This window comes from Thiohalomonas denitrificans (genome assembly GCF_900102855.1).
In the GTDB taxonomy this organism is placed as follows: Bacteria; Pseudomonadota; Gammaproteobacteria; order Thiohalomonadales; family Thiohalomonadaceae; genus Thiohalomonas; species Thiohalomonas denitrificans.
Map to the genome: position 1 here is coordinate 22,206 of NZ_FMWD01000014.1, position 13,221 is coordinate 35,426.

The following is a 13,221-nucleotide window of genomic DNA, read 5'->3' on the forward strand; positions in this document are numbered from 1 at the left end:
TCCTTGAGCGCCCGGGTGCTGTCCCTGGGGGACATTCGCCGGGACTTCGCGCTCCGGTAGGGATGCCGCGGCGGCGTCATTCCCGGACCTCTTCGCTCCCGGGAACCCCGGCAGGTCTCTTCCAACCCCTCATGCAGGCCGATGAAAGGGGTCCAGCCCAAAGCCGCACACGGAAAACATCCAGAGGCTTGCGGGGAGCGCCGTCGGGCCTGCTGGAATCGAATATCGTAAGCGATAAGTGAGTAGGCGTTCTGTGAAACCCGTATTGCACGGGCTTGCGGCCTAAGCCAAGCTGTCGATGTCGAGATTGAAAGGCAGCAGGGCCTCGAAATCCTCGACGGATTCGGCGGCGGGTAGCTAGCTCTTTAAAAAGATGCGCAGGTAACGGTAGGGTTTCTTGCCATTCGCTTTGGCGGTGGCGATGAGGCTGTATAGCCGTGCCGAGGAGTGGACATACCCTTCACTTCTCACCCTTCAACTTCTCACCCCGATCATGAAGCAACGCAAAATACTGCTCAGCCACCTTGGCCCAGGTATACCGGCGTTGAGCAATTTCAACCATATCCTTCCCGACCTTCTCAGACACTGCGTCGTCAAGTGTAATTATTTGGTGTCGCAACGATTCTACATCACTGAAGTACAGCGCCCTGTCTTCTGTTGTCGAACGGTTGAAGTCGCAATCAAAAGCAATTATTGGCACACCAAAGTGCATAGCCTCTACCAAAGACGGGTTGGTACCTCCTGCGGAGTGACCATGGAGATAGACAGCCGCCTTAGAACGAAGCGTTTTCAGTTTTCCCAGGTCGTAAATCGGATCAAGGAGATAGAGATTATTGAACGCCTGGTACCTATGACGAAGATCACGTCCATAATCACTATTCTCCCAGTTGCCAACAAGCACTAACGCAATCGTCTCCTGAGCACTGAACGCCTCCACAATGATATGAACATTATTCTCCGGCTCAATGCGACAAACTGAAAATGCATATTTATCAGGAAGGGAATACTCGTCCACAGGAACCGCATCGACGGCGACAGCATGATCGCCACCATAAGCGATTACATGGCTATTAACGCCATAGGTGTCTTTGACATAATCCGCGATAGCAGCGTTATCGGAAATTACTTCGTGCGAATAACGCACTGCAATACGCTCGGAAAACCGCAAGAATTTCTTGGCAAGGCCACGCCACTTCTCTCTGCGCCACTCTTTACCATCGATATTGGTGACAACGCGCGCAGAGGAGACCAACCTGACCAGTGGCAGCGCTATCGCACCTGATACACCCAGCAACAGGATCACATCATTGCGGTTCCAAACCGCAGAAACAAGCGAAAGAAAATCATAGGGGATACTCTGCACACCATTTGCTTGCAGAGGGATATACTTGAGTCGTGCAGTCAGATACTCAGGGGTGCGCTCAGGATAACTACGACTGCTACAGTAAACGGTCAGAACATCACTTGCTGCTGAATGCTCTCGATAATGAACCAGATTTTCAACAAGCGTTTCAAACCCGCCATATTGGGCTGGCAGGCCTACTGTACCCAGAATAGCGATTGATTTAGTGCTGGGCATTTGGAACGTCCTTAAAAAAATCCTGCCGGATGATCCGATATTCATTGGCTCAAGCCGTTGCACTGTCATACACCGCAGAAACTCCAGCAACATACGCAGCCACAGAGAACTTTTCTGCAGCAAGCAGCTTTCCTGCATGGCCCATCTCGTCACGGAGTGTTTTATTATCCGCCAGTGTCTCTATCGCATCGGCCAAGCTGCGCGGATTATTGGGTTCAAATAACAGGCCCGTTTTATCCGGCACCACGATCTCGGCCAAACCGCCATGATTCGCCGCAACTACAGGCCTGCCGGAAGCCATCGCCTCCAGGGCGACCATGCCAAAAGGCTCCGGCTCCGTGGAGGGCACCACAGCAATATCGCAGGCATCCCAGACAGTCCAGATATCGGAGGTAAAAGAGAGCAACGATATTTTTTCTCGCGCAGGAGACTGGACGATACGCGCTTCCAGTGTACGCAAAAAATGCACCTGCCCGTCTGGTGGGCTGCCAACCGCCACATAATACAGATGGTGGCGTGCCCGTTTTTCCAACTGCTCGGCAGCCTCTACCAGCAGGCCCTGCCCTTTCCAACGATTGATCCGGCCAAGCAACGCTACAAGCACGTCATCATCTGTCAGCCCAAGCTCCTGACGAAAGGCAGCGGTTTTGGTCGCGTCAGCAGGCTGCTCCCGATCAATCCCATTCCAAACCACCACTGTTTTTTTCTGTAAAGCAGGCTGGTCTTGCAATAGAAGTTGCATCGTTGCATGCGAGTTGCAGATCACCTTGTGTGTAAAAAGCCTCAGAAGCCATGCAAACCCTTTACGCACCACCAAAGGCCGCTCAATAATTTCATGCACATGCCAGACATGCGGCACACGCTTCAGCCATGCCCAGACAGTACCGGAAAGAACTGCCAGGGTATTGGAATGTACAATATCGATCCGCTCACCCCGGAGGACGCGACTGATAGCCCGCACGCTCCTCCATGCCTCCACGGGCAACGAGAGCAGCCCTTTAATGCTGAAGAGAGTACGCCCAGCTCGCACCAAAGGCACAAGATGACACCGAATCCCATTCTCTTCCAAGGCAATAAGCAAAGGCCCCTTACAGGGCAAAACGACAATGGGTGTGAACCTGCTTCGATCCAGCCCTGCCACCAGAGACAACAGCACCTTATCCGAGCCGTACATATCCGCTGACTGATGAACAAACAGGATATTACGCATCACGATACCTTTGACGAGACTTGATGACCTTTGCAGGCACACCGACTGCAACCGAATAAGGCGGGATGCTTCCACGGACCACCGCACCAGCAGCAATCACCGAGCCCCTCCCTATATGGCAGCCATCCAGAAATGTCACCTTCGCCCCAATCCAACAATCATCCTCAATCACGATCCCTTGACGTGTTACACCCTGCATACGTATCGGCCGTTCGGTATCTTCAAAGCAATGATTCTCGGAGTGAAAACTCACGTACTGACCCATAATGACATTATTTCCGATATCCACCCCTCCAGCCGCGCCGATAAACGAAAAAGCACCAATACCAGAGTTAACCCCTATCCGGCAGCCAACACCGAGATTGCTAATGACACCTGTTGCCTCAATGATGGTATAGGCACCAATATTCACCCCATCGCCAATCACCACGCCATTGCGTGAAAGGCCGTCTATCAGCACAAAGTTGCCGATGGTTGCTCCGCGTCCAAAACGAATAAAGCTCCGATTCCGAAGCACCACAGAGGTCCCAACAAAAAACCACTTACCTGGCTTAAGAGCAAGTCCCCGTAGTATGCAGCGCAAAAGCGAAATAGCACGACGTATGGTAAAACCCATCAGTGCTGTTACAGTCACATTCGTATCAAGTTTATACGAAGGCCCCCGAAATATTTTCGCTGCCCGCTGTGCCATATTTCTGATTAGAGCCTGCATTATTCCTACCGTCGCAATGCTTTAAGGCAAAGCACTGCGCGGCTCTTTGCTTGCTTGTCATTAATTGATCGCAACATGTAAACAAACGCTCGCGTGAGCAGCCCTACGTCAAGAATTATATTAGCAAGTACTCTCTTAACCCAATTTGAGTGGGTTCTATGGTAACGACGAAAACCAGCAAAAAGCATACCGATACGACTCTGTCCATATCCACCGAAGTGCATATAAGAAATCTCTGGAAAATAGAGAACACTTTTCCCCGAATCAGCAACCCGTTTCGCATAATCGACATCTTCTACATACATGAAATAGGCTTCATCTAACCCGCCCAAATCACGCCATAAGCTAGCAGGCGTAAGCAAAAAGGATCCCTCGACCCAATCAACCTGCCGTGCAGAAATATTGTTCGAAAAAACGCCATTTCCAAACTCGTTATCTTTCCTATATAACGATGATAACTTAGCCAGTCGCCAAGGTTCCGGAAAATAGCCCGCCGAACAACGGTACTCATTATTTTTCCCCAGCATACGAGCACCCAAGATACCAACAGAAGGATCGCTCTCCATAAACGCAAGCGCTCTAGCCAGGTCGTTCAAAAGTATCGTGTCATTATTTAGCAGCAGCAAAAAGTTTCCCTTTGCATAACTGGCAGCAAGATTATTCCCTCCCGCGAAACCACGATTACTCTGACTTTCTATCAATGTCACTTCAGGATGTGTGCTGCGCAGGTATTCGACGCTGCCGTCGGATGATGCGTTATCAACAACGATAACCTCATGCTCAAATGGCACATGTTCAGCGATTGATCGCAGGCAGGCATCAAAAAAATGTCCGCCGTTGTAATTCACAATGATTATTGAGAGCTTCATGACATTCCCTTCTTCGTCCATTCGCCACTATCAATCATTAGTTCCATACAAACAAATCAATAGCTTAAAAAAACTTCCCAGCTTCCTGCTGTGATCGGCGAAATGGAAATCGAGAATTTTAAGTATTTAACATCATCGCACTTTTTTCCCAAAGCGGATTGTATATTTAGCATTGATCTCTTTAACGGACGACGCGCACATCTAAGAATGACAGAGAGCCACTCAAAGAGCGGGGGTTGACCCATACTTAAGTGCGCCTGCTAAAATCAGATCCGGATTCATTTACCTGTCCACACTAACGATTTACCAATCAATTGTTCCAGCTGCTCAGTGTCTTGCTTGAAATATTCGCGAAGATATTCCAATGAACGACTATCAATTTCTTTTTTCTCTGCCGTATTAGAGTCCATTATTTTCAATCGAAGCGCGATACGCCATGCATCCGGCGTAATTGTTTTTACAAACGACTTAATGAGATTGGGTCTATTCAAAAAATTTGCGACTACTATTGATCGAGCCTTGCCGGTCCGATTGTAGGTTTTCTCCGTATCGATTGGCACATCTTTATCTATATTTAAAAATTCGAAAAGTGACACCATGACCGACTGTGAATCGTTAATGAACTCGTCGAAAATAATGACGTGTACGTTTTCATATCCAAAACAGTCCATATATGCCTGCAAGCGATCTGCGTAAAGAGAACTTTCCGCATATCGCCAAATATCTGACCATCTTTGTTCTATGCGTGACTCCTCTGCCAGCAACGCTTCATAGAAGGGAAGTGTTTCACGCTGATCGCGCACCAGGTGCATATATTGTGAATATGCTTTATCTATCGGATTACGAAGCATGACTACAATCTTTACTGCTCCTAATTCCCGTCGAATGTTCTCCTGCACTCCGTAATACAGATAAGATGGTGATATATCGCCAATCGACTGCTCACTACCCACAGCAGCGTAGTGTTTATTGTACTCATCCGAACTAGCACATAATGAGCTCAATATTTGCTCGTCTCCTGGACCATTCGCGTTTTCTCTGAGATTGGCGAAAGAAAAATAATGCAGCTCCTTTTGCACAGGCAAATAAACATCAGGGTGCTGCCTGAGATAGTAGTAGAGCGATGTCGTTCCGCACTTGGGTGCGCCAATCACCAGAAAGTTCGGAGTCATTTCGCTGAATCCCCATACCCAAATCGTTTCAACAGATCGCCGGCTTTAGATTCCAATGCGGCAATATGCTCATCCTTAAAAACTTCACGCCATCCATTTATCTGCGGTTTTCGAAACGTGATGGCTGTCGGAGAATAGACTGCACCGCATATTTTCCTAGCGTTATCATTTGATATTTCTATCCCAATAAAATCAGCAATTTGATTAACTACCTCAAACTGTCTTTCGTCACTTCCGCCTCCCTTTGACCCAATGATATCTTCAAATCGAACAACCATTGCATCCGAATTCAACCAACCAGAAAACCTTCTCAATGTCTCGGAAGCTGGTGACACAACTCCCTCAACGCCATTGATTGCAGCTAACAATCGAGCATGATCGTCCGGGAGTTTTACGAAATAGGGATGCGCTGGATGAGTTAGATCGATCTTCGTTACATATTTCACATACGAAACAAGCATATCTCTTGGATCACGAACCATTAGCAACGTTCTAATGTCATTTTCATCAATAGCCGCCATCAATTCCTGATGCGCCGGCAAGTGTCCAAGTTTTACCCCTCCGCGCTCAAGACGCCTAAGTTTTTCTAAAGTATAAGAGCTGACCGTTTCCCAGCCTCGCAGCGTGCGAAACCCGGACCGATGCAATAATGGAAACTGTCCGAGTGCCTGTTCCAAAAGGTTGGTTCCGGCTTTAGGGATACTGTTCACCAGCACCTTCGGGCCAACGAAGCGTCCTTTGATGGCTGTAGGGCGAAAATTTCTCAACTGGGTACTTATATGTTTACTGATTAACGCCCTCGTTCGATCAAAAGTCCCCTTGTTCATCTTTTCTCCAAACAGCCATAATAGCTTTCAATCCAATGAGATACGTCTATATCTGCTATCATTCGTAGCTTATAAAGGTCGTTGATAAGTTTTTCATAAACAAAATAGGGGCACTGGGCAGCTTCTGATTGACTTTTATCAGCCGGTTTCATATTTACCCTATCAATAAACTTCATCATCCTTATCTTTAAATCCCTTGATGGGATGAACTTACCAACAAGCTTTTTGACTTTACCTTGACCATAAACCAGATCTCTCAAACCATTGAATCTCGGAACGGCAGCTTTATTATGCTTAAGAGTCACGTCAACGGTAATCCCATTACTACTGATGCCAATGAAATCACAGATCGTATTTAGCGTCTTCACCGCAGAGTCTTGAGAAGTGTATAAATCATCAAACTTCAGTACCAATAACTCGGAATCTGGAAGCTGAGACGTAATCCTTTCGATTTGTTCTGCATACAACCCCCTGCCAATATAGCTATGATGTATTTGTGAAAATCTATCACCTCCTTCCAATCGCGCTGACTCTTCAACAAGGGCATCATAGAATGTAAGTGGCTCATAGCCTCGGCGTTGGCTCATACGGTAATGCGATAGCGCCCTTGAGATGGGCTCCCTCAAAACTATAATTAGTTTTGGAGTATCACAGATAGATCCAATTCTTTCTATGCATTCCGGGAAATACATATATTCAGGATCTATTTCACCGTATACCTTTACATTTCCCTGTACATCTTTAAACTGCTTTCGATACCATTCGACACCTTTCAAAAACTTCTCTTCGTCACGAAAAAAGTGAGTTTCCTTTGTCCATGGTAAAGCGACTTCTGAACTTTGTGCCAGCAACTCATGCAAGGTACTCGTGCCGGCCTTTTGTGCACCCAAGACGATAAAATCAAGCATATTAATCAATAAATTTTTAGGTAGTTTATCAGGTCCCTATAACGGGGTGTTCTATCAATGCATTTTTAACCAGGATCGCACGATATTCCATGAGCAGCGAAATGAGCCCCGTCGATGTTCGTGAACGCCTCAGAGACCGAAAGTTTGCCTTCCGAATTGGTAGTTGAGCGGGAAAATCTTTCGTTCCGACATTCAGACACACCATGCCTCTGGGCGGTGCGTCGGCGCAGGTTGTGGACGTGTTCATCCAACGGGGGATTAGCGCCTTTCGTCGCCAATTTGGATTGTCTCGCAGCCGTCCGGCGTCCCGCCTTTTTAATCACTTCATTCTCATCCCGGAACTTGCGCGGGCGCGGCGCACAAGATAATTTACTTCATCGTTTTTCAACATCCATCTACTCTTCATCGAACTTTTTTAATACTTAACTCTATTAAAGACATACTTTCCGTCACCTTTCAATGTCGCCTGTAATACCACATAGAAAACCATTAACAACAAAAGCGACAATACAGGCTGACTGAGTACGGTTTGAAGTGTTCCTCTCGTAACAAGCCCAACAAACACAAATGTCAAATACAAATAAAATACGCCAAACAACGGACTAACTCGATACTTAAATGCCAAAAAATACACATACTGCAGCAAAAAGCCAAGTGTAATAGCAGCCAGTAGAACACCTGCTTTTCCAAGATAAACCAACAAAGCTCCGACTATTGTTATTGTAATGCCCATGGAGTGCACCGCCATATTATCGTCTTTGCCAAACTTCCACTCAGCGAGAAACCGATTTATATTAGAATCACCAATACTTAAAAAGCTGAGCTGCGGATATAACTCATAAAAAACCATATTGTAACCATAAGCGGCAATTTGCGTTGATCTCATTAATAGCAAGTCCATTGACTCACTAGCATCAGATGAATGCATAAAAGACGTAGCAACAACACCCGACAACAATCCAACGACAGCCAGCATCAATGCGTATTTAAAGACATCATCGGAATAAACATTCATTAACATAATGATAAAAACCACATACCAAAGCACATAACCTTTAAATCCAAGCGACAGCAATAGCAGTGCCGTAACACAAAAGAAAACGACAAAAAGGTTCCGATCTGTTTTATTGTTATATATTTTATACCTTACGTATAACATAGCCGAACTTATTGGTATGAAATACAAAAAAATTCTATAAAAAAGATGGGCATCTTTTTGAACATCTCTTCGCGCATACTTCAAGTCTTCAAAAAATAATGGCATACCATATGACGCGTAAAAATATATTGCGGCAACAAAAAATAATAACAATGCATACATAATGACTTTAGCATTCAATTCATTATACGCAGAATTGGCTGATCTCATTTCAAAATTCATCGCTTTTCGTAATCTTTTATTAATCAACAGATTTTGAAGAAAAGCGCCCGCGCTTAATAAAAAGCCGAAAGCCACTATGTAAGTAGATGCTTCATGCGTGTCATATTTTTCAATTTCGTTAATAATACTTCCAATTAAATTCAACAGTAAAATGGAATTACATAGAACCAGATAAGAAAAACTCTTTTTAGTTACACGATACGCAATATAGATATTGCCTATTTGAGCAACAATTAAAAACCAAATAACCATACACTTATCACATTTAATAAAACCGCATTATTTCGCCATTAATTTTCTACTTAACCTACCAGTTATCAATTCTGCAACACACATCTGCTTCTTCGATAAACCATCAACCCATGCCATATCCGATCTAATATCGCAGCTCGGACTTTCCCTAAGTTTAAAATTACCAGAAAACGTATGGTGTTCTTTTTTACACCAATCTGTTTCCAAGCTCATCGGTTCAACTCCTATAAACTCATGGAGACTCTGCAGAACTTCAATTGGGCTCGAGACCAACTCTGAATAAGTTAACTTTTTTACCGGCATATTCATCTTATTAAAGCGCACATAGCGTTCAAAGGCCTTATTTCTTATATACCAGCTGATTGATGCACGTATAACCGACGGCTTACTCGCACCCCGATTATAACCTCGAACGGAGGCTGAATAAATAACAGCACGTGAATCTCTAACAAGAAACAATACTTTTATATTATATTCGCTACTTAACGGACTATTAACTAACTGCTTTAATCGCTTTAAGTTACCTGTTGAATCAACAAGTACATCGGAACCCTCTTTGTGAGAAAAAATCTTTCGAAGCAGCAAAGAGTTCCATTTCTCAAAAGTCATTGCTTTATATTCGTAAATCTTTTCTTCATAAGAAAAAAATTCTTTCCAGACCTCACACTCATCGATATATTCTCCGCATCCGCAATATCGTGGCCTAGTAGTGCGATCATACAGAGCAACTGGTAACCTGCCAATTTCGCCTGAACTTACAATACTTGGATGACTACCAAGCAACCAATCGAGCAAGGTTGAACCGCTACGGCCATATGCTAAAATATAAAGTATTGTTCTTTTATTCATACCTCACCTGTCTTGACTGGCAAAGCATATATGGAGTTTGTATAATCACAGGTATTGCTTTACTCATCATTTTCATCTTCTTTCACTTAAAAAGCATCTGCACACTAGGAATTGTGACAAGCCCGAGTTTTCTATATACGGCATATACCGACAGTAGATTTTTTGCTGCCAGTGCCGAGGCTGAGGCGACAGCAGCCCCAACACCGCCGATAAGTGGTGCCAGGGTAAGCATCAATGCCAGCTGAAGCAGGACCGATGCAATCGTAATAATTTTCATGGTTTTTTCATTACCGCTCATCATTAGCAAAAAGCTTACCGAACCGGTGACGACATTGACCAGTTGCCCCCCTAGCAGAATCGCAAGTATCGTGCCGCCTGCCGTAAACTCAGGTCCGAAAAGACCCATCGTCTCTTCACTGTAAATGAACAGCAGCAGAAACAGCGGGCTGACCAGCAATGTGAGCATCGCCGCCGACCTTCTCGCAAGCTGCGCCATCGCCTGCAACTCACCTTTGGCGTAAAATTCGGCAAACTTGGGGGCGACCACGTTGTTCAGCGTGATCAACAGAAAGCTGACCAGCAGTGCCAGCCGAGTGGCGGCACCGAAAATACCCACCTCGGCGGCACTCACCCACATTCCCAGTAAAAGCAGCGGCATCCAGGTTAACGATGTATTCATCAGTGAAATGATAAATAGCGGTTTGGCACTCACCCATAGATCGGCAAAGGGGTAATGCGAAATTCCCTCCGCGCCACCTGCAGCCGCATTGCGCCAGGCCCAGATGCCAATCAATGCCACCAGCGTCGTAGCGGCCAGATAACCCCAACTTACCCCCTCCACCCCGGCGGCATTCGCCAGCGGCCAGATCAACAGCAGCCCGATCAGCGGTACGCCGATGCTTTGCAACAGCATCGCATCGCGAATTCGCTTCAACCCTTTCAGGCTTTGCGCCTGCAGATTGAGGATGGCAAAGGGGAGAATGGAGAGGCTCATCCAGCGCAACGGCTCGGTAAGCTCCGGCTTATGGAATAGTGCCTCCGCCATCCAACCCGCAGCAAAGAAGCCAATCAACGACACTGCGCCGGAGACAATTACCGCCAGCCGCATGCCCAGCGCATGCACCGCCTGCACCTTGTCCCATTCGCCATGGGTGGCATGGGTTGCCACGAACCTCAGCAAGGAGTTATCCAACCCCACGCGGCCGATCACCGAACCGATGGCCGTGACCGAAAGCGCCAGAAAATAGAGACCGGCTCCTTCCGCCCCCAGCAGGCGGGCGACCGCTACATTGAAGCCGAAGGCCAGGCCGGAACCGGCAACCTTTAGCACAAAGGCGAGCATAGTGCCGCGCGCGACCTCCTGCATATGCGGATCAGCACGCAATATGCTGGCCTTGTTTTTAATGCGTTGAATCATCGCGGAGGCCACTTCCCTACCCCGCCGCCGCTGAATGGCCGAATTGTTCAATCAAAGCACTCCGCCCGGCGAAAGGTCCTGGCCTGCCCGTCCTTGGCCGAGACCAGCGGTGCGCCGGCGAGCGGCCAGTCGATTCCCAGATCCGCATCATCCCAGCGGATGCTGGCCTCGCAGTCGGGGGCATAGAAATCCGTGCACTTATACTGGAACTCGGCTATTTCGCTGGTCACATAGAAGCCATGGGCGAAGCCGGGCGGGATCCAGAGCTGGCGACGGTTGTCGGCAGAGAGATACTCGCCCACCCACTGGCCGAAAGTGGGCGAACTTTTGCGGATGTCCACGGCCACATCGAAGACCTCACCCAACGTTACGCGCACCAGCTTGCCCTGCGGGTGCGGCGGCAACTGGTAGTGCAAGCCGCGCAGGGTGCCCTTTACGGAGCGGCTGTGGTTATCCTGCACAAAATCAACGTCGATGCCGGCCTCGGCAAACTTGCGTCGCTCCCAGACCTCCATAAAGAATCCGCGCTCATCGCCGAAAACGGCGGGCTCGATGAGCTTGACGTCAGGAATTTTGGTTGGCGTGACTTTCATGAATTAACTCCTGCTTCTGCCAGCTGCTTCAGATAGGTGCCGTAGCTGTTCTTCCGCAGCTCATCCGCCTGGGCAAGGAGTTGCTCGTTGTTGATGTAGCCCATGCGGTACGCCACTTCTTCCAGACAGGCGACTTTGAGGCCCTGGCGTTTTTCCAGGGTCTCTATGAAACCGGACGCTTCGTGGAGCGAGTCATAGGTGCCGGTATCGAGCCAGGCGTAGCCACGGCCCAGTAGTTCCACGTTAAGGTCGCCTCTTTCCAGATAGACCTGGTTGATGGTGGTGATCTCCAGCTCGCCGCGCGGGGACGGTTCGGCGGCTTTGGCGATTTCTATGACGTCGTTGTCATAGAAATAGAGGCCGGTGACGGCGTAGTTGGATTTGGGATTAACGGGCTTTTCCTCGATGGAGATGGCGCGGTGGTTCTCATCGAATGCCACGACGCCAAAACGCTCCGGGTCGGTGACGCGGTAGCCGAAGACGGTGGCGCCGCTTTCTCTGGCGCTGGCCGATTGAAGCAGGGTGCTGAAACCCTGGCCGTAATAGATGTTGTCGCCGAGTACCAGGCAGACGCTGTCGTTACCAATGAACTCCTCGCCAATAATAAAGGCCTGACCCAGCCCGTCGGGACTGGGCTGCACCGCGTAACTGAGACTGATGCCGAACTGACTGCCGTCGCCCAGCAGGCGCGTGAAGGCTGCCTGGTCTTCCGGGGTGGTGATGATGAGAATATCCCGAATCCCAGCCAGCATAAGGACCGAGAGCGGGTAGTAGATCATCGGCTTGTCATAGACCGGCAGCAGCTGTTTGGAGATGCCTTTGGTGATGGGGTACAGGCGAGTGCCGGAGCCGCCGGCGAGGATGATGCCTTTGCGGCTGGACTGGGTAGTGGGATCTGGATAGTGGGTAGTGGGTATCATACCGTGCTCCATTTTTTATGGGGTCTTGTAAGCAATCTGCCGGCGCGATCAGCTAATTCAAAAGCAGCAGCGAAACCAAGGTAGTGGGAGCTGGATAGTGGGTAGTGGGTAGTGGGTGTCATATCGTGCTCCATTTTTTGTGGAGTCCTGTCAGCAATCTGCCGGCGCGATCAGCTAATTCAAAAGCAGCATACGTTGGTTGAGCGAAACCGAGCATTACCGCTATTTGAAGCTGGGTCTCCAGCTCTGCCAGCGATCCACGCGAGATGGCCAGGAACTGCAGGTATTCCTTGGAATGGTTCCTTCCCGAACCTTCTGCGATGTTACTGGGTATCGACACGGCAGCGCGTCGCATTTGCTGCGAAAGCCCATATCGTTCTTCTGGCGGAAACTTCGCAGTCAAGTCATAGACGGACTTTACAAGATTCATACTGACCTTCCACGCCTCCAATTGCTCATGTGGCTTCGTCATACCCCCTCCCTCACTCCCATTTCCCATTTCCCATTTCCCATTTCCCATTTCCCATTTCCC

At 48.1% G+C, this 13,221-nt stretch carries 13 protein-coding genes; all 13 read right to left on the reverse strand.

The window, feature by feature from the left end:
• Positions 1 to 460: 460 nt before the first annotated feature.
• Positions 461 to 1,579 (reverse strand): DUF1972 domain-containing protein, encoded by a 1,119-nt coding sequence (locus BLP65_RS15415; RefSeq protein ID WP_092999079.1) that lies wholly within the window; start codon positions 1,577 to 1,579, stop codon positions 461 to 463.
• Positions 1,580 to 1,628: 49 nt separating this feature from the next.
• Positions 1,629 to 2,789, reverse strand: coding sequence for a glycosyltransferase (locus tag BLP65_RS15420; RefSeq protein ID WP_092999017.1), 1,161 nt, complete (start codon positions 2,787 to 2,789; stop codon positions 1,629 to 1,631).
• The gene (locus BLP65_RS17320) at positions 2,782 to 3,501 is read right to left on the reverse strand and encodes an acyltransferase (protein ID WP_281180244.1); all 720 of its coding nucleotides are present in this window, start codon (positions 3,499 to 3,501) and stop codon (positions 2,782 to 2,784) included. The genes BLP65_RS15420 and BLP65_RS17320 overlap by 8 nt, the downstream gene beginning before the upstream one ends.
• A 5-nt stretch (positions 3,502 to 3,506) precedes the next feature.
• Positions 3,507 to 4,391, reverse strand: coding sequence for a glycosyltransferase family 2 protein (locus BLP65_RS15430; RefSeq protein ID WP_092999019.1), 885 nt, complete (start codon positions 4,389 to 4,391; stop codon positions 3,507 to 3,509).
• A 257-nt stretch (positions 4,392 to 4,648) separates the two neighbouring features.
• Positions 4,649 to 5,542 carry a sulfotransferase family protein gene (locus BLP65_RS15435; RefSeq protein WP_092999021.1) on the reverse strand — a complete coding sequence of 298 codons (894 nt, stop codon included), beginning with the start codon at positions 5,540 to 5,542 and terminating at the stop codon, positions 4,649 to 4,651.
• Positions 5,539 to 6,369 (reverse strand): sulfotransferase domain-containing protein, encoded by an 831-nt coding sequence (locus BLP65_RS15440; protein ID WP_092999023.1) that lies wholly within the window; start codon positions 6,367 to 6,369, stop codon positions 5,539 to 5,541. The genes BLP65_RS15435 and BLP65_RS15440 overlap by 4 nt, the downstream gene beginning before the upstream one ends.
• Positions 6,366 to 7,277, reverse strand: a complete 912-nt coding sequence (locus BLP65_RS15445; protein ID WP_092999025.1) for a sulfotransferase domain-containing protein — start codon at positions 7,275 to 7,277, stop codon at positions 6,366 to 6,368. The genes BLP65_RS15440 and BLP65_RS15445 overlap by 4 nt, the downstream gene beginning before the upstream one ends.
• Before the next feature lie 415 nt (positions 7,278 to 7,692).
• Complete coding sequence (locus tag BLP65_RS15450; RefSeq protein WP_092999027.1) at positions 7,693 to 8,910, reverse strand: oligosaccharide repeat unit polymerase; 1,218 nt, start codon at positions 8,908 to 8,910, stop codon at positions 7,693 to 7,695.
• Positions 8,911 to 8,937: 27 nt separating this feature from the next.
• The gene (locus tag BLP65_RS15455; protein ID WP_092999029.1) at positions 8,938 to 9,759 is read right to left on the reverse strand and encodes a sulfotransferase; all 822 of its coding nucleotides are present in this window, start codon (positions 9,757 to 9,759) and stop codon (positions 8,938 to 8,940) included.
• A gap of 82 nt (positions 9,760 to 9,841) precedes the next feature.
• Entirely contained in the window at positions 9,842 to 11,227 is a 1,386-nt protein-coding gene (locus BLP65_RS15460; protein WP_092999031.1) for a lipopolysaccharide biosynthesis protein, read from the reverse strand.
• Complete coding sequence (gene rfbC, locus BLP65_RS15465) at positions 11,224 to 11,769, reverse strand: dTDP-4-dehydrorhamnose 3,5-epimerase (RefSeq protein WP_092999033.1); 546 nt, start codon at positions 11,767 to 11,769, stop codon at positions 11,224 to 11,226. Before rfbC ends, BLP65_RS15460 begins: the two co-directional genes overlap by 4 nt.
• The gene (gene rfbA / locus BLP65_RS15470) at positions 11,766 to 12,689 is read right to left on the reverse strand and encodes a glucose-1-phosphate thymidylyltransferase RfbA (RefSeq protein ID WP_092999035.1); all 924 of its coding nucleotides are present in this window, start codon (positions 12,687 to 12,689) and stop codon (positions 11,766 to 11,768) included. Before rfbA ends, rfbC begins: the two co-directional genes overlap by 4 nt.
• Positions 12,690 to 12,807: 118 nt before the next feature.
• Positions 12,808 to 13,221: four helix bundle protein (locus BLP65_RS15475; RefSeq protein ID WP_245688378.1), on the reverse strand; the 414-nt coding region annotated here is incomplete at its 5' end.

Excerpts from the sequence above, each read along its gene's own strand:
- BLP65_RS15440 (WP_092999023.1), bottom strand. The coding sequence starts at position 6,369 with ATGAACAAGGGGACTTTTGATCGAACGAGGGCGTTAATCAGTAAACAT.
- BLP65_RS15435 (WP_092999021.1), bottom strand. The coding sequence starts at position 5,542 with ATGACTCCGAACTTTCTGGTGATTGGCGCACCCAAGTGCGGAACGACA.
- BLP65_RS15420 (WP_092999017.1), bottom strand. The coding sequence starts at position 2,789 with ATGCGTAATATCCTGTTTGTTCATCAGTCAGCGGATATGTACGGCTCG.
- rfbC (WP_092999033.1), bottom strand. The coding sequence starts at position 11,769 with ATGAAAGTCACGCCAACCAAAATTCCTGACGTCAAGCTCATCGAGCCC.
- BLP65_RS15415 (WP_092999079.1), bottom strand. The coding sequence starts at position 1,579 with ATGCCCAGCACTAAATCAATCGCTATTCTGGGTACAGTAGGCCTGCCA.
- BLP65_RS17320 (WP_281180244.1), bottom strand. The coding sequence starts at position 3,501 with ATGCAGGCTCTAATCAGAAATATGGCACAGCGGGCAGCGAAAATATTT.
- rfbA (WP_092999035.1), bottom strand. The coding sequence starts at position 12,689 with ATGATACCCACTACCCACTATCCAGATCCCACTACCCAGTCCAGCCGC.
- BLP65_RS15445 (WP_092999025.1), bottom strand. The coding sequence starts at position 7,277 with ATGCTTGATTTTATCGTCTTGGGTGCACAAAAGGCCGGCACGAGTACC.
- BLP65_RS15450 (WP_092999027.1), bottom strand. The coding sequence starts at position 8,910 with ATGGTTATTTGGTTTTTAATTGTTGCTCAAATAGGCAATATCTATATT.
- BLP65_RS15455 (WP_092999029.1), bottom strand. The coding sequence starts at position 9,759 with ATGAATAAAAGAACAATACTTTATATTTTAGCATATGGCCGTAGCGGT.
- BLP65_RS15430 (WP_092999019.1), bottom strand. The coding sequence starts at position 4,391 with ATGGACGAAGAAGGGAATGTCATGAAGCTCTCAATAATCATTGTGAAT.